General features: G+C 27.2%; 16 protein-coding genes. 1 reads left to right on the top strand and 15 read right to left on the bottom strand.

From position 1 onward, the window contains the following. Positions 1–62 precede the first annotated feature (62 nt). Together trxA and NG904_RS08705 are read right to left on the bottom strand one after the other, a co-directional pair. Positions 63–374, bottom strand: coding sequence for a thioredoxin (trxA, locus tag NG904_RS08710; protein ID WP_012423094.1), 312 nt, complete (start codon positions 372–374; stop codon positions 63–65). Between the two features lie 389 nt (positions 375–763). Further along, complete coding sequence (locus tag NG904_RS08705) at positions 764–1,645, bottom strand: NAD(P)/FAD-dependent oxidoreductase (protein ID WP_252231148.1); 882 nt, start codon at positions 1,643–1,645, stop codon at positions 764–766. Positions 1,646–1,983: 338 nt separating this feature from the next. Here NG904_RS08705 and NG904_RS08700 point away from each other — a divergent pair, with 338 nt between their 5' ends. Next, on the top strand, positions 1,984–2,781 hold the full coding sequence (locus tag NG904_RS08700; RefSeq protein ID WP_252231147.1) for a histidinol-phosphatase HisJ family protein: 798 nt from the start codon (positions 1,984–1,986) through the stop codon (positions 2,779–2,781). Positions 2,782–2,966: 185 nt separating this feature from the next. Here NG904_RS08700 and NG904_RS08695 read toward each other — a convergent pair whose 3' ends face one another. The 13 genes from NG904_RS08695 to NG904_RS08635 all read right to left on the bottom strand — a co-directional run bounded on the left by NG904_RS08695 (position 2,967) and on the right by NG904_RS08635 (position 24,439). Then, entirely contained in the window at positions 2,967–5,021 is a 2,055-nt protein-coding gene (locus NG904_RS08695; RefSeq protein WP_252231146.1) for a methyl-accepting chemotaxis protein, read from the bottom strand. A 425-nt stretch (positions 5,022–5,446) separates the two neighbouring features. Next, complete coding sequence (gene gltA / locus NG904_RS08690) at positions 5,447–6,838, bottom strand: NADPH-dependent glutamate synthase (protein WP_252231145.1); 1,392 nt, start codon at positions 6,836–6,838, stop codon at positions 5,447–5,449. After that, positions 6,838–7,725 (bottom strand): sulfide/dihydroorotate dehydrogenase-like FAD/NAD-binding protein, encoded by an 888-nt coding sequence (locus NG904_RS08685; RefSeq protein WP_252231144.1) that lies wholly within the window; start codon positions 7,723–7,725, stop codon positions 6,838–6,840. The genes gltA and NG904_RS08685 overlap by 1 nt, the downstream gene beginning before the upstream one ends. Positions 7,726–7,938: 213 nt before the next feature. Further along, positions 7,939–9,105 carry an iron-containing alcohol dehydrogenase gene (locus NG904_RS08680; RefSeq protein ID WP_252231143.1) on the bottom strand — a complete coding sequence of 389 codons (1,167 nt, stop codon included), beginning with the start codon at positions 9,103–9,105 and terminating at the stop codon, positions 7,939–7,941. A 384-nt stretch (positions 9,106–9,489) separates the two neighbouring features. Further along, positions 9,490–10,467: a hypothetical protein gene (locus NG904_RS08675; RefSeq protein WP_252231142.1), complete on the bottom strand. Its 978-nt coding sequence runs from the start codon at positions 10,465–10,467 to the stop codon at positions 9,490–9,492. Between the two features lie 177 nt (positions 10,468–10,644). Then, positions 10,645–12,558, bottom strand: a complete 1,914-nt coding sequence (locus tag NG904_RS08670; protein WP_252231141.1) for a sigma-54-dependent Fis family transcriptional regulator — start codon at positions 12,556–12,558, stop codon at positions 10,645–10,647. Positions 12,559–12,801: 243 nt separating this feature from the next. Then, a complete protein-coding gene (locus NG904_RS08665) occupies positions 12,802–13,245 on the bottom strand; it encodes a 3D domain-containing protein (protein WP_252231140.1) in 444 nt (147 codons plus the stop codon). Between the two features lie 445 nt (positions 13,246–13,690). Beyond that, positions 13,691–14,131, bottom strand: coding sequence for a hypothetical protein (locus NG904_RS08660; protein ID WP_252211771.1), 441 nt, complete (start codon positions 14,129–14,131; stop codon positions 13,691–13,693). 535 nt (positions 14,132–14,666) lie between these two features. Continuing rightward, positions 14,667–16,262 (bottom strand): peptide chain release factor 3, encoded by a 1,596-nt coding sequence (locus NG904_RS08655; RefSeq protein WP_252211770.1) that lies wholly within the window; start codon positions 16,260–16,262, stop codon positions 14,667–14,669. 232 nt (positions 16,263–16,494) lie between these two features. Further along, positions 16,495–19,710, bottom strand: coding sequence for an InlB B-repeat-containing protein (locus NG904_RS08650; protein WP_252231139.1), 3,216 nt, complete (start codon positions 19,708–19,710; stop codon positions 16,495–16,497). Positions 19,711–19,807: 97 nt separating this feature from the next. Further along, entirely contained in the window at positions 19,808–20,359 is a 552-nt protein-coding gene (locus NG904_RS08645) for a hypothetical protein (RefSeq protein ID WP_252231138.1), read from the bottom strand. Between the two features lie 310 nt (positions 20,360–20,669). Next, entirely contained in the window at positions 20,670–22,757 is a 2,088-nt protein-coding gene (locus NG904_RS08640; protein WP_252231137.1) for a GGDEF domain-containing protein, read from the bottom strand. A 230-nt stretch (positions 22,758–22,987) separates the two neighbouring features. Further along, on the bottom strand, positions 22,988–24,439 hold the full coding sequence (locus tag NG904_RS08635) for a cadherin-like beta sandwich domain-containing protein (RefSeq protein WP_502801460.1): 1,452 nt from the start codon (positions 24,437–24,439) through the stop codon (positions 22,988–22,990). Positions 24,440–24,925 lie beyond the last annotated feature (486 nt).

The following is a 24,925-nucleotide window of genomic DNA, read 5'->3' as shown; positions in this document are numbered from 1 at the left end:
TTACTCAGTCCACTTTGCTTATGTATATATCAACATTCACTTAAAACATATCCTTAATTTTATTATATGTATTTTTCTAAATTCATTTTTATTTTTTCTTTTGGTAAGAATCCTACTTCAGTACTTACATCTTTACCATCTTTAAATATTATCATAGTTGGAATACTAAACACGCTAAACTTACTAGCTAATTCTCCACTTTCATCTACATTAACTTTAAAGAATTTAACTTTATCCTTCATTTCTTCTTCTAATTCTTCAAATATAGGCGCTAACATCTTACAAGGTCCACACCAATCCGCAAAAAAATCTACTATTACAATTCCTTCTTTTATTGCATCATCAAATTCATTAACTTTTAATATTTTTGACATAATTTATTACCTCACTTTATTTTATTATTTTTTATAACAGTTTATTTTTAAATATATAAATCTTATAGAGTATAATCATTTATAACCTTTAACTTAGTTTTTAAATATATGGCTATGTTTTAAGTGATTGTTGATATTTTAGTATAAGGGCGAACTGGCATTGGAATTTGCTTTTTAGAACTGTTAAGTGAGAATCTAAATTTTATATTTAACTTTTCGAACTTACTCAGTGAATGTACATGAGTCGAGTTTCCTTTTAGTCTTACAATTAATTGCTTGTCAGCAATCTTTGATTGGGAGCATGCATTAATTGGACTAAGCTTTATTTTAGAGTTCTTAAAGTAAATTCCTCTGTCCATGAGCTTTATACTACAATATCAACACTGTTTTTAAACATAGCCAAATATATTTTTATTTTTTTCATCTACATAAGAAACTGCAGATAATGCTGCAATATTTCCTTCTCCTGCTGATTTAATATATTGATAAGGCACTCCTACTATATCTCCAGCTGCAAAACATCCTTTTATATTTGTTTTCATCAGTCTATCAACTTTAACATGATTTTCATCTAATTCTAACCCAGGAACTAATTGACCAGGTGATATACTATCTCTTAATATAAAAATACCATCAGTTTTAATTTCTTTGTTAGATAAAATTAAAGAATTAACTTTAATATCGCCTTTTATCTCTATAGGTTTATCTTTTATAATCTCAATACCTGATTTAACATCTACTTCCTCAGTATACATAGGTATATAATATACCTTTGATGCTATTGATGCTATAAAATTAGCTTCTTCTTCATCTTTCTTATTATAAGCTATTATAGTAACCACTTTATCTTTGTATAAAGGTGCATCACATGTTGCACAATATCCAACACCCTTACCTAAAAACTCTTCTTCACCCTTAAATGGCTTACCAAAATTCACTCCAGTAGCTAATATTATAGAAGTAGCTTCATACATCTTTTCATTTATCATCAATGAAAAATAATCTCCCATTGCATAAATGTTATTTACTTTTTCTTCTGTAATATTTATATCCATAGATTTTAAATGATTAAGAAACTCATCTCTTATTTCCAATCCACTTTTCTCATAAAAACCTAAATAATTATTTATTGTATGAGCTTTTACTAACTTATTACTAATATCTTTACTTCCAAAGATTATAAAGTTCTTTTTTCTTATTCTTGCATTTAATGCTGCTGACAAACCTGCTGGTCCACTTCCAATAATGGCTATATCATATCTCTCTCCCATAAACTTTTCCTCCTAACCTTAATTAAGAATAATCGATCTAAAATATATTATTACTAAAAACCAATATTTAAATACATTTAAGTAATATAAAAATTGAATACTTTAGTCTTAATTATAAATTCAATTTTACAAAATTAAATTTATTAAAATATATTTGTTTGATTTATTATATATCTTTATTATTAATAATGTCAAACAATTTTATAATTATTATAAAAATAGGCTCTGTTTTAAATGCACTACAAAAATATTTTATTTTGTAATATATTAAAATTAGTATTAAAATTACTTAAAGTAAGATATTTAATCTATGTTTTAAATTAATAAGGAGGCTTTTTATGTTATATTATGATTATCATATGCATTGTAATTATTCTGCAGATTCACAAACTCCAATGAAAGACATGATAGAAAAATCTATTGAGTTAGGACTTAAAGAAATTTGTTTTACTGATCATGTTGATTATGATGTATTAGGAAATCCAAATGTTAAAGTTGATTATGATAAATACTTTAAAGATATAAATTTTTATAAAGATAAATATCATGATAAAATTTCTATAAAAAAAGGTATTGAAATGGGACTTCAAACTCAAGTTTTAGAGCGTTGTTCTAAAGAAATAAAAGAAAATAATTTTGATTTTGTAATTGGATCTATACATACTATAGATAGACATGAACTATTTACAGGTGATTTTCACAAAGGAAAGACTCAACATGAAGCTTATGAGGGATATTATAAAAGATTATTAGAAATAATCAACTTATATGATGATTACTCTATTTTAGGACATGTTGATTTAATAAAAAGATATGGAAATTATGACACTCTTTTAAAAGATGAGCTTTTCTCTGACTACTTAGAAGCAATCTTAAAAAAAGTTATTGATTCTGGTAAAGGAATAGAGATTAATACTTCATCATTCAAATATAATCTTCCTGATTTAACACCATCTAAAAATATTCTTAAAATGTATAAAGATTTAGGTGGAGAAATAATTACAGTTGGTTCTGATTCACATATTCCAGCTCAAATAGCTACTAAATTTGATTATATTCATGATGTTCTAGGTTCCATGGGATATAAATATATTTGTAAATTCAATAACATGAAACCTGAATTTATAAAAATATAACACCTAAAAGGTGGCTACGCCACCATTCAATGAACAATTTACAATTGACAATTGTGGTTGAAAGCCACTGGCTTTCTTAAAAAAATATATTTAGAAATCACGTTGTGATTTCATCCTAAATTGTCAATTGTTCATTGTCAATTCTAAAACACATCCATATATTAAATTTTTCTAAATAAAATATATTATAAAGTGAATTTTTTAACCATAGAATTAAGATTATCCGAAATCTCTATTTCATTTTCCACAATAGTAGATATTTCTTCAACTAATTGTGAAACTAGTTCTATACTTGAAACAATCTCTCCACTATTAGATGCAGTATCTTGAGAAGCTTCTGCAATATTTTGTATTGCATCTCCAACTTCATGTGTAATGTATTCAATGTTATTTGTCATCTCAGATATTTTTATAGATATATCTTCAATAGCATTTGCATCCTTATCATATTGATTAGCTATTCCAACAAATTCTTTATAATCTGGAGTTACAGTATCTTTAATAAATAATAACATCTGCGTAGAGTCATTAGTTAATTTATTAAATGCTTCTTGCACTTTACTTATAGTCTCAATAATTTCTTTTACTGTGTCTGATGTTTGTGTTGCAAGGTTACCTATTTCTGAGGCAACTACTGCAAAGCCCTTTCCTTGTTCACCAGCACGTGCTGCTTCTATAGATGCATTAAGTGATAATAAATTAACTTGTTCTGCTATATCAGAAATAGCTTCAGCCATAGTACCTATATTTTCAACTATTTTAGCATTTTCAATACTTTGTTTTAAATTTGTTTCATGAACTTCTGATAAACTAGTTGCTTTATTATAAGAGTCATTACTCATTTTTTCTATATTATATGCCCTCACCTTTATGTCTTTTGCCATATCATGACTTTTAATTGTTTCCTGTGACAATAAACTGATGGAAGAGTTAACTTCTTCTACAGAAGCATTAACTTCTTCAGTAGTAGCACTAGAATTAAGCATAGATTCACTTATGTTTTTAACTGAATCTTTAATAACCTTATAATTCTCTACTAAATATTCAGTTGATTTATTTAAATTTTCTGTTATGCTATTTACTTTGTTTGCATCATTAGATATTTCCTGTATCATATTCTTATTTTCTGATAACATTTTATTTAATGAATTGCTCATTTGACCTAATTCATCATTAGATGTTACTTCAAGTTCATCAATAGAAAAATCTCCATTTGATAAGTTTGATGCTAAATTATTAACTTTTTTTATAGTTTTAGTTAGATATTGAACTTGCCATATTATCGCTAATGTAGTTAATATTATAGCTAAAATTCCTACCACTATAAGTTTAGACATTAAATCATTTATAGGTTTGTTCAATTCCGAAATAGGTATTTGCATAAATAGCTTCCATCCAAATGGGTCTACCGTAGTATAATAAGCTTCATACTTTGTATCATCAATAGAAAAATTACTTTTCCCATCAGTATTATTTAATAAAACATTTCCAAATTCTGAAAGTGATTTATTGTCATCTTCATTAATTTTAGTCTTCATTATTTTTTTATAATCACTGTTAGTTATGTATTTCCCGTCATTATTTATCAATAAGGCCTTACCATTTTCACCAATTTTGAAATTATTTATTAAATCCTGAATTGATGGAATTTCCATATCAACACTAATTACACCAATAAAATTATCATCTGCATCATATATAGGTGTGGCACAAGTACTCATTATAGTATCTAATGTTTCATCATAGTATAAATCACTAAATACTGTTTCTTTATTATTATTCTTAGCATTCTTATACCACTCATAATTAAAATAATTATATTCAGCATTGCTATAGTCATATGTCACTAACGCTTTATTATCTTTCTTATGAATATATGGTCCAACATATTCTTTGCTTGCATCATAAACATACGGTTCAAACCAAATTCCAGCACCAAGTACCAGATCACTTTTAAATATTGTTTTTCCAATCATTTCTTCATATTGTGATAAATATGTAGTTTTATAAGTTGATCCAACATTTAATGCAAGTTGACTAGACATTGATGAAATTTCTTGCATCTTAAGATTTATTGCATTTACTGTAGAACTTAATTCTGCTTGCATGTTTTCTTCTACTTGTCTGTCTATAATACCCTTGCTACTTTTATAACTTATACCCGCTAGCAAAACCATTGATAAAATAGTTACGAATAGTAGAATTGTAAGCATTCTTGTACTTATTTTTTTAAACCTCATTACAAACTCCCCCTTTTTATTTATAATTAATCACTCTTTTTATTTATAATTAATCACTAAATAGTAATTCTTTATACGTAAATTATAAACTTATTAAATTTAGTGTACAATGTTCCATTTAATAATAATCATAAAAGTATATCATGACGTTAACTAATCTCTGTATTAATTCTCTTCAGTAATTCTTATACTTATATAATCAAATGCTACTGCTTGTTGATTATTAATTTCATAAGATTAATCTATTAATTGACAATATTTTTCTCTCTCTATATATTGTCGAAACAAAGAAACTTAACTTTATAAATCTATTGTAAGACAAAAAAGATGACTTCTGAAAATACAGAAATCATCTTTTTTTAAATTCATCATATCATTTTTGCATACTAAAAATCACATACTTTTTACTTTATCTAATTAAACAATTATTTACCTTGTAAATATCCATCTATAGCTTCTGCTGCTTTTTTACCAGCACCCATAGCAAGTATTACTGTTGCAGCACCTGTAACGGCATCTCCGCCAGCATAAACTCCTTCTTTAGTAGTTAAGCCATTTTCATCTGCAACTAAACATTTCCACTTATTAATATCTAATCCTTCAGTTGTTGAAGATATTAGTGGATTTGGAGATGTTCCAAGTGACATTATTACAGTATCAACATCCATAACAAATTCTGATCCTTCAACTTCAACTGGTCTTCTTCTTCCAGAAGCATCTGGCTCTCCAAGTTCCATTCTTACGCATTTCATTCCTTTAACCCATCCATTTTCATCACTTAATATTTCAGTTGGATTTGTTAAAACATCAAAGATTATTCCTTCTTCTTTAGCGTGATGTACTTCTTCTGCTCTTGCTGGAAGTTCAGATTCACTTCTTCTATAAACTATATGAGCTTCTGCACCTAATCTTAAAGCAGTTCTTGCAGCATCCATAGCAACATTTCCCCCACCAACTATCGCTACTTTTTTACCTGCTTTAACTGGTGTATGATATCCTTCTTTAAAAGCTTTCATTAAGTTAACTCTTGTTAAGAATTCATTTGCAGAGAATACACCATTTGCATTTTCTCCATTTATGCCCATGAATTTAGGAAGTCCAGCACCTGATCCAATAAATACTGCATCAAATCCCTCTTCTTTCATCAATTCATCTATTGTTATAGTTCTACCTATGATAACATTAGTTTCAATCTTTACTCCTAATTTCTTAATATTTTCAATTTCAGCTTTAACAACTTTTTCTTTAGGTAATCTAAATTCAGGTATTCCATAAACTAGAACTCCACCTGCTTCATGTAAAGCTTCAAATATAGTAACATCATATCCTCTTTTAGCTAAATCTCCTGCACAAGTAAGTCCTGCAGGACCACTTCCAATAACAGCAATTTTCTTACCGTTTAATGCTTCTGTTTTTGCTAAATCTATATTATTTTTTCTTGACCAATCAGCAGTAAATTTTTCTAATTTACCTATTGCTACAGCTTCACCTTTTATTCCTAATACACACTTACCTTCACATTGGCTTTCTTGTGGACACACTCTACCACAAACCGCTGGTAATGCACTATATTTAGCTATTTCTTTAGCTGCATTTTCAAAATCTCCATCTTTAGCTTTAGCTATAAATCCTGGAATATCAATTGATACAGGACATCCTTCAACACATTTAGGGTTTTTACATCCTAAACATCTATTAGCTTCTTTTATAGCTTCTTCTTCATTATATCCTAAACATACTTCTTCAAAATTCTTAGCTCTTAATTCTGGAGCTTGTTCAGTAACAGGTGTTCTTTTCATTCTATCTTGCATATTCATTATTTATCACCTTTACATCCACAACCACCATGGCTATGAGTGTCCCCTTCTTCAATCTTTAATTGCGCTCTTCCTTCTTCACTTTTGTACATAGTTTGTCTTCTCATTGATTCATCAAAATCAACTAGATGTCCATCAAATTCTGGTCCATCAACACAAGCAAACTTAACTTCATTTCCAACAGTAACTCTACAAGCACCACACATACCTGTACCATCTACCATAATTGGATTTAAGCTAACAGTTGTTTTGATTCCAAGCTCTTTAGTTAAAGCAGCCATAAATTTCATCATTATCATAGGTCCAATAACTACTGCATGATCATATTTATTTCCTTTTTCAACCAAATCACTTAAACAGTCAGTAACTCTACCGTTAAAGCCGTATGATCCATCATCAGTTGCTATGTAAAGATTTCCTGCAACTTTTTTCATTTCTTCTTCTAATATTAAAAGTTCTTTGTTTCTAGAACCAATTATAACATCACATTTTATTCCATTTTCATTCATCCATTTAACTTGAGGATAAACTGGTGCCGCACCAACTCCACCTGCTATGAAAATAATATTTTGTTTCTTTAAATCTTCTAAATTTTCATGAACAAATTCACTTGGTTGACCTAATGGTCCAACAAAGTCACAAACATAGTCGCCTTCTTCAAAAGTTGCTAATTGTTTAGTTCCTTGTCCAACAGTTTGGAAAACTATTGTTACAGTTCCCTTTTCCTTATCGTAATCTGCTATTGTTAAAGGAATCCTTTCACCTTTTTCATCATTTTTCACAATAATAAATTGACCAGGTTTTGCTGATTTTGCTACTCTTGGAGCTTCTATATCCATTAAAAAGATATTATTTGTAAGTTCTCTTTTACTAACTATCTTATACATCATTTGTCCCCCTATGGTTTTTATCAATTTTAACTGTTTTTACATATGTAATCAATGGTTTTTATATTATAATATGTAATATTTTTCTTTTAAATCTTATTTTTTACATTAAGTTCCCAATAATAACAAAAGCTCTCTAAAGCGAGAGCTTTTGTTTTTATTAAATTATTAAAAATTAATTTTAGTTTAAATATACGTTATTAACTCCTAATATTAGAAATTAACTTTAGTTCCGTAGAATGTACATCCAAGTAATTTTTCCATTGTCTTGTCATCTATTGCTCTAGGACTTGATCCTGTACATGCATCTAATACTGCATTGTGAGCTATAAATTCAACATTAGCCTTAAAGTCTGCTTCTTCAACGCCATATTCTTTCATTGAATGAGGAATATTTAATTTATCATTGAAATCATTTATTAATTTAATTAATGAATCAGTTAATTCTGCATCATTGTTTCCTTCTAATTTTAATGCTCTAGCGATATCACCATATCTATCTTCACATTCAGTTCTGTTATATTGAATTACATATGGTAAGAATATTGCATTGGCACATCCATGAGGGATATGGAATACAGCTCCTACTTTATGAGCCATAGAGTGAACTATTCCTAGTAATGCATTTGAGAAAGCCATTCCTGCTAAACATTGTGCTTCATGCATTAAGTTTCTAGCTTCTTTATCTCCTTCAAATGATTTAACTAAATGTTCGTTTACCATTTCTATTGCTTTCATAGCTAATGGATCTGAGAAGTTTGATCTTAAAGATGCAGTATATGCTTCTATAGCATGAGTTAATGCATCCATTCCAGTATGAGCTACTAATTTAGCTGGCATTGTTTGAGCTAATTCTGGATCAACTATAGCTATATCTGGAGTTATATTAAAGTCAGCTAAAGGATATTTTATCTTTGCTTTGTAATCTGTTATTACTGAGAATGCTGTAACTTCTGTAGCAGTACCACTTGTTGATGGAATAGCTACGAATTTAGCTTTTTGTCTTAAATCTGGTAATCCAAATGGAACAACAGCTTGTTCAAAAGTAAAATCTGGGTATTCATAGAATATCCACATAGCTTTTGCAGCATCTATTGGTGATCCTCCACCCATAGCAACTATCCAATCAGGTTCGAAGTTTCTCATAGCTTCTGCACCCTTCATTACTGTTTCTACTGATGGGTCTGGTTCAACACCTTCGAATAATTGTACTTCCATTCCTGCTTCTTTTAAATAATCTTCAACTTTTTGAAGGAAGCCAAATCTTTTCATTGATCCACCACCAACTACTACGAATGCTTTCTTTCCTTTTAAAGTTTTTAGTGTTTCTAAAGATCCTTCACCATGATATAAATCTCTTGGTAATGTAAAACGTGCCATAATCTGTTCCTCCTAAAATATATCTTTATTTTCTTAATTGCTTTTATTATTTTATATATTGTTTTTTGTTATTTTAAAGTTAAACAACTTACATAAATATATATAGCAAGAACCGTGCCACATTGTTATTACTTTGTCAATCTTTTCTGTTTAAGCCATTCTTCAAACAATAAAGATATTAATAAATAAAATAATGTCCTAAAATAATACACTTATTCATAAATAAAACGTATTGTTTTAGGACACTGTCCGTTTATATTACACTTTTGCAATAAAATAATATTTTATTTTATAAAAACTCTGTTAAAAATTAGTTTATTTTCAACTTATAATACTAAAATAAAAAAATAAAGGTGGCTACTGGGATTCTAGTGCTCTATAATATTAATTTAATTTGAAGTTATTAATAACAAAATTACTATCTTCAAATGTTTTACTTGTTTTATTAGAATTAAAATCATAATAATAAATTGCATTTGACATTATAGGTACGCTTCCTTCAACATCCTCAATAATTTTAGATTTCGACGTAGTCGCTAAAAAATAAAATCCGTCTCCATTTGGTGATAATTTAGGTTTTTTTACTGAGTTAAAGTTCTCATTAGATTCTAAAAGTATTTGTTCAGTATTATTATCTAAATTTAATAAATAAATTTTATTTATTAATTTATTATTTTCTATTGTTGCTGCATCAAATATAATTTTATTCTTTTTCTCATTTACAGATATATTATCTATAAATTTTCTTGTTGAATATAATAATTCTTTATTTTTTCCATTCTCATCATATTTAAATATATTATGAATCGGATCTTGTGTAGATTCCATATCTTTAATTGAACGTTCTATTGTATATATCACATGTGCATCCTTATCCCAATAAAAATTATAAACATAAGAATCACTATCTTGATTATCCCATAATTTAATTTTATTTTCTTTCAAGTTATACACTCCAAGTGTATAACTTGTATTATCAGCAGTAAATGTTCTAAAAATTATTTTATCATTATTTAAGTCAAATATATCTCCACTATACTCATTATTTAATAAATTAACTAGTTTATTATTATTTGATAAGTCCATTTTATATATATTATATTTATTATTAACTAAATCTGAAAAATAAACGGTATCAGTCACTTTATCTATGATAAAATCGGAATAATTTTCATTTTTTCTATAAAAAATATTTTTAATTGATTTTTTATGTGTATTGTATATACTATATGTTGATTTATAGTCTTTATCAGTATACATAATAGATATATTATCATTAATATCAGTACCATAACAAAATACTTTAAATATTAAAAATATTGATATTATTATAATTACAATAAACAATAAAATTTTTTTCATAGCATTGCTCCTATCTGTTATGTTAACAATGAGCCAGATAAATTATAGTATGTGATTGAAAGCCACTGGCTTTCTTAAAAAATATATATTTAGAAATCACGTTGTGATTTCATCCTAAATTGTCAATTGTTCATTGTACATTGTCAATTCAAAAACATATCCATAGCCTTAACATGTTTACTCTACATTATACTTTTTTATTTTTAAGTATAATGTATTTCTACTTATTCCCAATACTTGTGCTACTTTAGTCATATTATGATTATAAGATTTTATAGCTTCCTTAATAGTTTTCTTTTCTAATTTCTCTAAATTAAAATTTTCTTCTTTAATTTCAAGAGTTTCACAAGTTGAATAACAACACTCATCAATAACTTTTTCAGAAATCATATCTTTTCTTTCATCATCACTATCTTCTAGTAAATCAAATGATAAAATCCCATCTAAATTAACTATATTTTCAATATAATTTTCTAATTGCCTTATATTTCCTGGCCAATTATATGATAATAAATTCTTATATAATTCTTTATTAATTTCAGGAATTCTTTTATTTAGCTTAAAAGATTTTATTCTTAAAAAATATTCTATAAGCTTTTCAACATCCCCTTTTCTTTCACGCAAGGGAGGTAATGTTATTGGAATAACGCATAATCTATAATAAAGATCTTCTCTAAATGTACCTTTTTCAACTTCTTTTTTTAGCTTTTTATTTGTAGCAGCAATTACTCTAACATCAACGGAAATTTCTTTATTTCCACCAAGCCTAGTTACCCTACCTTCTTGCAATACTCTTAAAAGCCTAACTTGCATATCAAGTGGCATTTCACCTATTTCATCTAAAAATAAAGTTCCACCATTAGCTACTTCAAACTTTCCTGGCTTACCCCCCTTTTTACCACCAGTAAATGTACCATCTTCATAACCAAAAAGTTCACTTTCTATTATATTCATAGGTATAGCTCCGCAATTTATAGCTACAAATTTATTAGTTCTTCTTAAACTATAATTATGCATTGCTTGAGCTAAAACTTCTTTTCCAGTTCCGCTTTCTCCCTGAATTAAAACAGTTGAAGGACTATTCGAAATAATTTTGCTGTTAATTACTACATTAGCAATGGCAGCGCTTTCTCCTATGATATCATTAAAAGTCCAAAAAGCTCCTGTTGGATTCTTTAAATCTCTATCTTCCTTTTCATTTATCATTGTCACAACCATTCCGATTATTTTTTCCTTATGTCTAATTCCTTTAAATTCTAGTCTAGTCTTATATTTACTTGTATGCTTAAACTTAAAGTCTTTAATCACATTATTTTTATTTATGTCTAATTCTTCAAGTATATTGCCCATATTAGGTAAAATATAATGTAATTTTTCGTGTAATAGTGATTCCTTAGGCTTATTAAACATTTCTACACCAAAACTATTAATATTTACGATCTTCTCATCTTTATCAACAATCATAATTCCTTTATCTAGGTTATCTATAATACTTTCCATATAATTATAAGTTTGAGTTAATATATTATTTATTTTCTTATTATCAAATTCATTTTCAATTGCCTTTACACCAAAAACAACTAATCCTAAAGTATGAGGATGTTTCATATTACTTCTGCCACTTAAATTTAAAGTTCCTATTATTTTACCATCAGTATCATGAATTGGTGCTGCTGAACAAGTTAAACTTTGTAATCCCTCTATATAGTGTTCATTAGCTGTTATTTGAACACAATCATCTTCTTTAATAGCAGTTCCCATTGCATTTGTACCTATATTTTGTTCATCCATATATGCACCGACTTTAAGATTAATGCAATCTAATTTGCTAGCATTTTCTTCTGCTCCTTTTATATATAAAATACATCCATTTTTATCAGTCAAAACAATAATAAATTCATTATCCATAACTGCTGAAAAAACCATATCAATGTATAGCTTTGATATTTCTATTAATTCTTTATTATCAGCTAGTATTTTTTCTAATTCTATCCCTGAAAGAATTTTTTTTGAATAACTCGATTTCTTTTCAACTCCATAATTCTCACTTCTTTTGTGAGAATCTTCAACCATTGTCTTTCTGCTCTTCATTAAAAATCTCCTGTTCACTTTTAAGTTAAACCACTCTATAATAAATTATATTTTTATGCACACACTCTTTTTAATTCTACATTTTAGATTATACTAATATGAAATCATATATAAATTATTATAACCCAACTTTTTTATTTTTTCTTTTATTTAGGCAATGTTTAAAGGTTTGTAATCTCTTTATATAATAAAATGACCAAGAAAAATCAAAATTTTCTTAGTCATTTTTATGTTTATAATTTTTTATTTTCTTGAAGAATCTCCAAGGCATGTAACTTTTACATTTCTTACGCCCCACTCACAACATTCTTCATCACTGTTAAAATATACATCAATCTTATTTCCTTTTATAGCTGCTCCACTGTCAGCTGCAACAGCATAACCATATCCCTCTATATACAAAATAGAACCATAAGGAAATACACTTGGATCAACTGAAATTGTGCTAATTCCTAGAGGATTTCTTACACATGGAATTCCGCTAGCTGTCATATTACCCGAAGAATACGCTGTAGAAGGACATATCATTTCAATATTATGATCTGTTCCATTAGAAATATATGCTTGTGCTTCATGATTAGAAAAAGTTATTGTAAGTGCATAAATGCTCATCATTGCTATTGTAAATACAGTAACTTTCTTTTTAAGATTTTTAAGAAATATTGTATCTTTATACTTCTTTAACATCCCATCTCTCCTTTTGTATTTTTATGTTACATTTTCCATTATATCATATATTTATGTAACCTCTCAATGTAAACATATACATATGGTAAAGTGGATTCTCGACTAATATTTACTTAAACCTAAATTTTATCAGACTTTAAAGCTTCAAAAATTCTATACTTTCTTTTACAAGAACAAAAGTGGCTACGCCACCCTTCAATGAACAATTTACAATTGACAATGGACAATTGTGGTTGAAAGCCGCTGGCTTTCTTAAAAAATATATATTTAGAAATCACATTGTGATTTCATCCTAAATTGTCAATTGTTCATTGTCAATTGAAAAATATATCCATAACCTTAGATTTCATCAGCCTTTCAATCTTCAAAAATTCTATAATTTCCTATACATTAAAAAAGATGATGTTTCCAAATCAAAACATCATCTTTAAAAGCTCTCTGTTTATTATTTTTCACTATATTTAGCAAACATTTTTTCTGCAATTTCTTCATTTACGTTTTTTAAGTTATTTAAATACATAAATGCACTTCCTTGATATTCTTGTCCTTCTCCAAATAAACTTATCTCATAACAATTTCTTAAAACATTAATTATACAGTTATCGTAATGATTTTCCTGACAACTCTTACATCTCTTAAGTATATCTGCTATAGCAATAATAACATCATCTTTATCATATAATTTTGTATCCATTACAGGAATATTTCCATATCCATTTTCAACATACGTGACTCTATTTTTCAAACATCCTTTTATACATTCCTTACCATATCCGATTAAACACTTTTCTTTAGTGCATGTACTACATACATCTTCTGACAAACAGCAAGGAGCTAATTTATTAACTAATTCATTAAAATTAATATCTTTAAAAGCAACACCCATTATATTTCCCTCCATTTTTAATATATCTTTTCAAACTAATATTTATGTTTTAATATAATTACATTCTAACATTTAAATTTACTTTTTTATAAATATAAAATAAATTTCTCTATTTTAAAATCCATACTACAATATCAACTTAATATAAAACATAATCTAATTTTAAATACATTTTATAATAAATTGTATTAAATAATATTTATTATCACCTTATTATTATATTATAGTATATGTTTACATTTTAATCAAATTGTGTATTACCGTTTTTTACTAATCTATAATATTATCATCAATAAAATACCACAACTTAAATATATAGCAAAAAAATTACACTTCATTAAAAATAAAGTGTAAATTTTTCTATATTCTATTTTCGCTTTTTCTTCTAGTAACTTTAAAATAGCAACTGTACTAGTTTAAGTCAACTACTATTCTTTATTTATATTTTTAATATTTGTTTATATATGCTTTAAATAAATTAGCATTTTGCTCAGTCCAATTTACTTATGCATATATAAACACAATTATATTTTAATTAATCTTCGCTCTTACCTACATCAGATAAAATCACATCTTTATTATGATCTAAAGCCCAGCTTATTCCCCAATCATTTTGGAATATAAGTAAGTTTCTATCTCTTAAATCCTTAACCTTCTTAGTATCTGAAGTTAAGTTTAACTTATCCATATCAATATTTTTATTTTCTATCCATCTTACATATCTATAAGCTAATCTATCCATTTTAATATCTACATTATATTCATTCTTTAATCTATATTCTAGAACTTCAAATTGAAGCACACCAACAACTCCAACTATAATTTCTTCCATACCTATATGAATTTCTTTAAATACTTGTATTGCGCCTTCTTGAGCAATTTGAGTTACACCTTTTATAAATTGTTTTCTCTTCATAGTATCAACTGGTCTCACTCTTGCAAAATGTTCTGGTGCAAATATTGGGATTCCTTCAAACTTAAATTTCTTTGATGGAGCACATAATGTATCCCCTATTGAAAATATACCTGGATCAAATACCCCAATTATATCTCCTGCATAAGCTTCTTCAACAATTTCTCTATCTTGAGCCATAAATTGTTGAGGTTGAGCAAGTTTAATCTTCTTTCCGCCTTGCATATGATATACATCTTCACCTTTGTTAAACTTACCTGAACAAATTCTCATAAATGCAATTCTATCTCTATGAGCTTTATTCATATTAGCTTGAATCTTAAATACAAAAGCTGAGAATTTATCTTCAAATGGGTCAATAACCCCTTCTGATGAGTTTCTTGCAAGTGGTGATGTAGTCATTTTTAAGAAATGTTCTAAGAATGGTTCTACACCAAAGTTTGTTAATGCTGAACCAAAGAATACAGGAGTTAATTCCCCACTTCTTACAGCCTCTAAATCTAAATCATCTCCAGCAATATCTAAAAGTTCAATATCTTCCATTAACTTATCATGAAGTGCTTCTCCTAAAATTTCTCTAAACTTAGGATCATCTGCTGAACCCTCTATAGCTTCAACTTCATTTTGACCATGGTTTCCTCCATTAAAGGCTATGATTCTATTATTATCTCTTTCATATACACCCTTAAAGTCCTTACCAGAACCAATTGGCCAGTTCATTGGATAAGTTTTAATTCCTAATTCATTTTCAATATCATCAAGTAAACTAAATGGATCTCTAGCTTCTCTATCCATTTTATTTACAAAAGTAAATATAGGCATTTCTCTTAAAGAAGCAACATGGAATAACTTTCTTGTTTGATCTTCTATACCCTTTGCAGCATCTACAACCATTACTGCGCTATCTGCTGCCATAAGTGTTCTATATGTATCTTCTGAGAAGTCTTGGTGACCTGGAGTATCTAATATGTTGATACAGTGATCATCATAGTTAAATTGCATAACAGATGAAGTAACTGAGATACCTCTTTGTTTTTCAATTTCCATCCAGTCAGAAACTGCATGTTTAGATGCCTTTCTTGCTTTAACAGAACCTGCAAGTCTAATAGCTCCTCCGTATAATAAGAACTTTTCTGTTAATGTAGTTTTTCCCGCATCGGGATGGGAAATAATCGCAAAGGTTCTTCTCTTTTCAATTTCTTTTATATAATCAGCCAAAAGTAAATCCTCCCTAATTTAAAATTTCATTAATTATATTATAAACATTCTTAAAATTTATTGTTTCTTAATAATATTATCTATATTAAAATATGTCCAAATACACTAAATACATTCAATATATTGACTAAAGTATTATATCACAAAATTTGCACCCCTGGGGTACATTTTTTCCCAAACGGTTAAGTCCAAGCTGGTGACAGTCACCAGCTTGGACTTATAACATTTAATTTTAATGAGTACCTTTCTCCAGCTTTAATTTATCTGCTGCTAAAATTGCATCATCACTTTGCTTTATTTTTGTTTGGGCTATAACTGCATCATTAAATGCTTTTTTAATTCTAGCTTTTCCGCTTTCATCTACTGCAAAAGCACTTATTTTTCCTGCATTATAAACAGCTTTTGCAACTTCTATTTTATATTTATCATCACTTAAATTATTATACCCATCAATATTTAATCCAATAGAAATTAAATAATGACTATTAGGATTGCCAGGACTAAATAATTCCCTAAGTTTTGTATAAGTTGAATCTGTAGCATCAGCCTTCATTGCCTCATTAATAGCATTTACTGACTCTAATACTGCTTGATCAATTTTATTAACATAAAAACTTCCTGATGATTCACGCTCTAATGCTCCTATTGTGATTTTAATTTTATATTCACCTTTATCTAGTCCTGTAAAGTCAGCTGTAAGATTTCCATGCTCATCTATTTTTACATCTTCTTTTTCTTTTGTAGCTACTAGAACATCATTTTTAAACAACTCAACCTTTTTATCTTGTCCATTATAGCCATATACTTTAGCTATAATAGTAGCTTTACCTAAATTATCACTTGGAGATTTTCCATTTATATCTATAATTATTAATTCTTTTGGAGTAACTTTGCAAGTTACTTCTATTTTTCCATAAGTTTTTAAATTTTCAATTGAATATGAGGCTGAAGTTGATTTTTCTTCTCCATCATATGACTTCCATAAATAGGAGAATTCTTTTGTATAATAACTATTAGCATTCACGTCAAGAATAATCTCGTTTCTTGATTTATTGATATCATTAATACTTGGTATATAAAGTATTGCATCACCAGAATTTATTTTCTTATATCCATCTATAGTATTTCCATATTTAGAATTAATATCACAGCTTACAATATCCGGTTTTATAGCTTCAAACCTAACTGTATAATAATATAAATCCTTGCTTTCTGTTTTATCATTTATAATTATCGTTTGGCCAGTATCTTCTCCATCAACTAGTATCTTATATTCACCCTTAGTTAAAGTTGCCTTATAAGAACTTTCTCCACCTCGTTCAGCAATTATTGGAGATGATAATCCCTTTTTAAATCTTACTTCTTTTCTAAAATCACTCCATTTAAATTCATCTTTTTTGCTTACATCTTTTTCAGTATAATTCTTATAAATATTTATTGTTGTTAAATATGCTCCCACTAAATTAGCTTTACAAGAATTTAAATAATTTATTGCACGTTCTACATTTGATAAATTAGCTTTATCATTATTTTCAATTTCCTTGGCATTCATTAATGCCGAAATATAGCTAATCCAACTTTCTTTAGTATTCTTATCTTGTTGTTCGATTAATTTATTTCTTAAATCTCCATCAGAATACTGAGCATTTATAGTTTTAGTTAACTTTTCCTTTGCTTCTTTTAATTTATTATCTGATTCTATTTCATTTTCTTTTCTTTCCTTCAATCTAGCTTGTTCAGTGACAGCTCTATCAAACATTCTAGCAATACCCATTGCTTCATTTTCTAGTTCTTTTTTATCCACATTAGTAAGGTTATTAATATCAATATTTCCTGATATATACTTATTAGAATTTAAATCATCATAAATTGATTTTGCAACTTCTAATTGATAAGTTTGCTCTTTATCAGGCTTAGATGACAAATTTAGCTCATTATACTTATTGTATTGAGATTCATTTACACCAATTGATACCATACAACTTGTAGTTAATTGATTTTTAATAGATAATATCTTGTCCTGTTCATTAGTTCCAGCTTTTGAGGCACTATTTATTTTTTCAACTGCCTCACCTAACTTCATATCAAATTTCTTTACATAAGCATTAAAGTCCTTGGTTACTGGAGTAGAATTCCCTTTAGATATAGTCGCTGTTAATTTAACTACTTCTGTTCCAGCACCATTTATTCTATTTACTTTACCTGTAGTAGCATCTATTATATTTGAATCTGATGACTTCCAAGTAATAACGCTACCGTGTGATCCCTTTGTAGGTAAACTTAAATCTTCTGTTACTAAACTTATATCTTGTAATCTAAGTTCATTCATATCTTTTATAACATCACTACTCGCTACTTCATCCTTTGATAATATAATAAACTCAGATGAATTAGAATTTACTTTTCCAACTGTTACCTTTGCATAATATGTTCCTTTTTCAACGCCTGTGAATGTGAATTTTATATAGCCACTTCCACCTATGTTAAGATTTTGAGTTTTCTTAACCTCATCAGTCTTTTTATCTATTAAATCAATGGTTGCCTCAGTTAATCCAGCATAATTAGTTGCCTTTGCACTTACTTTAACATTACCAATATCCGATTCATTCTCACCTACTGTTACTTGTACATTATTTACAATTACAGAATTACTATTTGAAGAAGATGAATCTCCTGAACTAGAATTATCAGATGAGCCTTCTTTAATCCATTTTGCATATACTTTCATATTAGATCTTATTTTAGTATCTTCTGTAAACTCCTTATCAAAGTCATCATCTTTATACCAACCATCAAATTTATAACCATCCTTTGTAGGTTCCTTTGGTAAGTCTATCGTTTTTCCTGATTTTATATTAGTTATAGCTGAAACGCTACTTCCACCATCAGTATTAAAAGTAACTTTATATCTAACTTTTATTGTTTCAACATCCTTAAAAATTTCATCTTCTGAATCAGAATCACTTGATGAATCTCCTGAATTAGAGTATGCTGGCTTAGATCCATATGGTAATAAATTATTTCCATTATCAAAAGTCTTAATAGGTGCCGGAATTTTATCTCCTATTGCATAACCTTGATTATTGAATTTATAACTCTGACCATTTATAGATACATTTCCTTTTTGCATAATACCTCTATCATCAAATGCATAAATTTTTCCATCTATTTCAACTATTCCATTTTGCATTACACCGTTAGAATCAGCATAATACCAATAGCCCCAATCATTTATCCAACCAGTCCTCATTACTCCGCTATAATCAAAATAATACCAATTTCCATTTATATTTTTCCAGCCAATTGCATTATGTCTATTTTCCATCCAATTCCAATTTCCTAAATAATCTTTTGTCCACGTTGCCGATGCCTTAATAGGTATAAATGTTATTATAGTAGTTGCTGTCAATACTGATGCCAATACCTTTCTCAAAAGCACATTTTTCATTATTATCCTCCATCTTGTAAACTTTCTTTCTAAAATATTACTATTTAATATTTAAATTACTAAATAGTAATATTTTATAATATAATCATAACAAACTTTACTTGTGATTTGAAGGACATCCTAACAAAAATCCCACACAGCCACAAACAATATCTCTTAATTGAGATATTATGGGAATATCCGGATTAGAAACTTGTATGAAATCTCTTACCAAAAGTAATAGTATCATAGAAGCTAATCCAATTATGAAAACAATAATAATTTGTTCTTCACTTGCACGGTTCTGCTTATTTTCACCATCTAAATGTTCATTATTATTATTTATAATTACCTTCTTATTATCATTCAAATAAGCTTTATTACTGTTTTTATTCTCTAAATAGCATTTATTACTTTCTTTTTCATCTAAAATTTCTTTTTTATTTTTCACAAAATTTGAACTTATAAAATATCCGAATATAGATGCAATAGTAGTCCTTACTATTATATCTATTGCATTTACTGTCTCTTCAGAATTTATTCCATTACCACCTATAAATAGATCAAATGTTACATGAATAAATATAATTATCATAAATATAATTAAACATTTATCTCCTAAACATATTTTACTTAATATTTTCTTTAAATATGAAAATCTCTTTTTCAAAATTAAGCACCTCAATTAAAAAGAACTACTTTTTAATTTTATATTATGAAAAAAAAATCACAAATGATATAACTATAATCATTTTAGTGTTATTAAGTGAGAGTCGGAATTTTATATTTCGCTCCTCCAACTTACTCAGCGACTATCAGAAGTCAAGTTTCCTTTTTTACATTCCGCCCACTTTACTTATGCATATATCAACATTCTGCTAAAACATAACATAATTTCAAAGCAAAAATTTATGAGCTGTTATACTAATCTTTAATAAGAAAATTAAGTATAATAGCTCATAAAAAAATAATTTTTTAATTTATACTGAATATTCAATTGCCATATTTCTGCCTAAAGATTTTGCCATATATAGTGCTTTATCTGCCTTTTTTACACCTTCAAAAAAATCAAATTCATCTTTATTGAATTCATAAACACCAAGACTTAATGTAACACGATTATGTTTTTTACTAGTTAAATAATAATATTTATAATTTTCTACACTCTTCCTAATTCTATCCGCAATTTTTTTAGCTTCTTCTAAATTTATATTTGGTAATAATACCAAAAATTCTTCTCCACCATATCTTCCTAAAGAGTCCGTATTTCTAATTTCACTTTTTATTATTGCGCTAACATCTCTTAAAACAATATCACCTATGTCATGACCATAGTTATCATTGATTTTTTTGAAATAATCAACATCAATCATTATTATAGAAAACTTATCTTTTGTTTCCAATCTATTATTTAAAATGTCCTCTCCTTGAGTTAATATAACATTTCTATTAAGCATTCCTGTTAATGAATCATACTTTGCAAAATGCTCAACTGCATTAAATATTTTACCATTTTGAAGTGCAATGGCTATATAAGATGACAAGATTTTTAGTTCATTTAACTCATTTCTTGTATACGCATTTTTTCTATAACTTTGAACACTTATAACACCTATGGATTTATTTTTAATAATTATAGGAATATATAGTATTGAGTACGGAACTTTCTTGTATTTATTAACATTAAATTTTCTTACATACTTAATATGTTCATTTTCAATATTGTTAATTAAAATTTCTTTTTTACTTTTAAAACAGTACACACCAAAACTATTTTTATCGTCAAGAGAAATAGAACATAAATTTTTAACATCACCATTTTCTATAAACAATTTATATTCTAATATACTTTTTTCTTCATCAAATAAAGCAATTCCAAATATATCAGTATCAATTAGCTTTTTAACCTCAATATAAATAGTATATAGTAATTTATCTATATCTAATATGGAAATTATTTCTTTTCCTAATTCTGAAATACGCTCTATCTTATTATATAATTCTCTATATACATTTGCTTTCTCTTCTAAATTCCTATATTTAAAAATGCTAAACCAGCTACTGCTGTGTAAATCATATACTCTTTTTTCATACTTATCATAATCTTTCATTGCTTCAAATGCTTCTTTATATTTTCCTAACTTTTCATAGATACTACTTAATTCTTTATAAACCTGTGATTTTAAAGTAATAAAGTTTGTTTCTTCTAATAAATTAAGACATTCTAAAAACTTTTTTTCTGCTAAAATATAATTTTCATTATATAAATTGCACTGTCCCCATCTTATTAATATTTTTGCTCTTAAATAATTGTCATCTTGTCTAAGAATTTCTAATGATTCTTCAAATAATTTTATTGCTTCACATTCTTCATTCTTTCTATATAAAATATCTGCAATTATAGATAATAATTCTACCTTATACATTTTAGTCTTATTTTTTTCTATAATTTTCAATGCAAATGTCGAATAATTAAATGCTCTTTCTAAGTCATTTATAGACAGTGAACATTCTGCTAAAATCGTACACATTAATATTTCATGTTTAAAATTAAATTCACTTTTATATGCTTTAAGCTTTTTGAGTGTGTTAATAGCTTCATCATAATTATACGAGTCAATATATGCATATGATATATTAAGTAGTAATACTATAGATAATTTCTTATTTCCTAATTTTCTTGCAATGTCAGCTCCTCTTAATGCATTAATTATAGCTAAATCAAATTGCCCTATTTTTAAATAGTCAACAAGTAGTGCATTGCATGTTACACTAACACCCTCTAGTTCTTTAATTTTTTCAAAATATTCTTTTGACATTAAATGTAATTTTATTGCCTTTTCAAAATTACATTCAAGTTGTTCACACCATCCAATATATATTAAGCACCAATGCTCTGCTAATTCATAGTCAAGCTTTCTTGAAATATCTAAAAGATACTCCATAACACTTTTTACATAATGCGGATCATATTCAATGTTATGAACTGCAAATGCTCTAAAGTATTCCATATAATTTTCATTATTCATAAACTCCTTAATGTGTTCTTGTAATTCAGGAAACTTCATAAACAGTTAACCTCCATGTCAAATCATTAAGTCAATAAAAAAATCGATAAATCCACTATGGAGCTGTCGATTTTTTACGCATCTGCCTTTTCAAACGTATGTGAAAAAACTTGGCAAGCGACTAAATTCTTTTTTTATTCTTTAGATGACATTTCTTCAACTTTAACCAAAATTATAATTTAAGTTATCCACTGATTTCACTATATTATAATTGCTAAAGAATAAAAAAATCAGTTAAAATTTGCTGAACCATTTTTATTGAAATTATAAGTATATCCATCTATAGTTTTAGTAGTTGTATTCATTGTTCCATCTTCATTAAAATAATAGTACTTATTATCTTTATATAGCCAACCTGTTCTCATGGTACCAATATAATTTATATAGTACCAATTGCTCTTATAAAATAACCATTCTCCACTTTTCATACTTCCATTTGTATTAAAATAGTACCATTCTTTTTCATAATTTAACCATCCTGTATGCATTTTTCCATTTGAATCTGCAAAATACCTATTTTGATTATATGTTATCCATCCAAATTTCATCTCACCGCTTTCTTCTAATAAATACCAATTTCCTTCATCACGAATCCAGCCTCTTTCCATAACTCCAAATGAATTTAAAAAATACCACTTATCGTTATATTTAACCCATCCAGTTCTCATCTTTCCATCGTATCCCAAATAATACCATTCATTATCTTCCAAAAACCAACTTGTCTCTCTTTCACCATTAGCTGCTGAATAGTACCATTCATTATCTACACAAATCCATCCAGTCTTCATATTTCCTTTTTTATTAAAATAAAAATAATTATCATATTTTATATCATAAAACCATTTATCTTTTATAGGTTCTCCTAATAAATCGTTATATCTCCATCTTCCATTAACCATTACCCATTGATTAGGTTTTTTAACTGAATTTATAGCATTAGAAACATCTGGAGATATTGGAATTCCTACATACATACCTAGCTTATATTCCTTTGACTTATTAGTTTCAGTATCAATAACATTGATTTTAATTTCATATTTTCCTATTCCGCTAAATCTTATTCTAATAAGATTAGGATAATCAAGTTCAGTCCCATTAACAACTACCTTGTAATTTTTCTCCTTTGGAATAGCCTTAAGTAAAACTTTGGATATATCCTCATCAATATCAATATTATAGGAACTATTTTCCCTTTGAAATCCAATACTACTTGAATCAATATTTATATCATTTAATAAATAATTAAATTCATCTCCGCCCCTATATATGTATATATAATACTCATTTATTTTATTATTATTTTTATCACTAACCTCTATTTCAATTTTGTTTTTTCCAATTTCTAAAGGTACTAATTTCTTATACTTATCATCTCTTGTTATTACGTCTCCATCAACTTTAACTATATAGCTATAGTCTTCTGGCTTAGCTTTAATTAATATATCTTCAAGTGATTTATCAACATCTAAAACATAAGAATATTTTTCTTTCTGAAAATCAATATGACATTTATCACTTAAATATATATTTTCTAAATATACTTTACTCTCAGCATAGTTCTTGCTTGCAGCATATACCTTCTTATTAACTAAATCCATATATTCTAACGATCCAAATAATGAAAATATATTAATAACTAAAAACGACATAATAATATTTCTAAAAGAATTCTTCAAACCTATCTCACCGTCTCTCTAAATACTTTAGTACTATTAATTTTACCATTTTAAACATTGATAGTAAATTAACATTAGCTTAAGATAATATTAAGGTTTAAAAATTAAGTTGTGTTTTAAAGTCATGTTGATATATGCAATAGTTAAAGTGGCATTGTAATTGGATTTTGAGAATAGTTAAGTGAGAGTCGGAATTTTTATATTTCGTTTCTCGAACTTACTCAGCGACTAAAAGGAGTCGAGTTTCATTTTTAATTCACATTTACTGCTTGTCTCAATTTTAAATTGGGAGCAAGCTAAAATGGGACTATACTCATTTTAGTATTCCTAAGTTCAATTACTCAGTCCACTTTACTTATAAATATATCAATATTTTTTAAAACATACTAATTATAGTTTTTTAATCTCTTCAAATAATTCTAAAGCTGCATTTTTAGGACCATTCTTCTCTTCTCCACATACTCCTAAACAAGTTTTAATTTGACCAACTTT

Origin of the sequence: Clostridium sp. ZBS15, assembly GCF_023845705.1 — a bacterium.
Classification (GTDB): domain Bacteria; phylum Bacillota; class Clostridia; order Clostridiales; family Clostridiaceae; genus Clostridium; species Clostridium aquiflavi.
The sequence above is the reverse complement of the archived record's forward strand: the minus strand, read 5'-3'. Positions and strand labels throughout refer to the sequence as shown.

Excerpts from the sequence above, each read along its gene's own strand:
- NG904_RS08665 (WP_252231140.1), bottom strand. The coding sequence starts at position 13,245 with ATGTTAAAGAAGTATAAAGATACAATATTTCTTAAAAATCTTAAAAAG.
- gltA (WP_252231145.1), bottom strand. The coding sequence starts at position 6,838 with ATGAATATGCAAGATAGAATGAAAAGAACACCTGTTACTGAACAAGCT.
- trxA (WP_012423094.1), bottom strand. The coding sequence starts at position 374 with ATGTCAAAAATATTAAAAGTTAATGAATTTGATGATGCAATAAAAGAA.
- NG904_RS08675 (WP_252231142.1), bottom strand. The coding sequence starts at position 10,467 with ATGAAAAAAATTTTATTGTTTATTGTAATTATAATAATATCAATATTT.
- NG904_RS08670 (WP_252231141.1), bottom strand. The coding sequence starts at position 12,558 with ATGAAGAGCAGAAAGACAATGGTTGAAGATTCTCACAAAAGAAGTGAG.
- NG904_RS08695 (WP_252231146.1), bottom strand. The coding sequence starts at position 5,021 with ATGAGGTTTAAAAAAATAAGTACAAGAATGCTTACAATTCTACTATTC.
- NG904_RS08680 (WP_252231143.1), bottom strand. The coding sequence starts at position 9,105 with ATGGCACGTTTTACATTACCAAGAGATTTATATCATGGTGAAGGATCT.
- NG904_RS08685 (WP_252231144.1), bottom strand. The coding sequence starts at position 7,725 with ATGTATAAGATAGTTAGTAAAAGAGAACTTACAAATAATATCTTTTTA.
- NG904_RS08700 (WP_252231147.1), top strand. The coding sequence starts at position 1,984 with ATGTTATATTATGATTATCATATGCATTGTAATTATTCTGCAGATTCA.
- NG904_RS08640 (WP_252231137.1), bottom strand. The coding sequence starts at position 22,757 with ATGAAGTTTCCTGAATTACAAGAACACATTAAGGAGTTTATGAATAAT.
- NG904_RS08650 (WP_252231139.1), bottom strand. The coding sequence starts at position 19,710 with ATGAAAAATGTGCTTTTGAGAAAGGTATTGGCATCAGTATTGACAGCA.
- NG904_RS08705 (WP_252231148.1), bottom strand. The coding sequence starts at position 1,645 with ATGGGAGAGAGATATGATATAGCCATTATTGGAAGTGGACCAGCAGGT.
- NG904_RS08660 (WP_252211771.1), bottom strand. The coding sequence starts at position 14,131 with ATGGGTGTTGCTTTTAAAGATATTAATTTTAATGAATTAGTTAATAAA.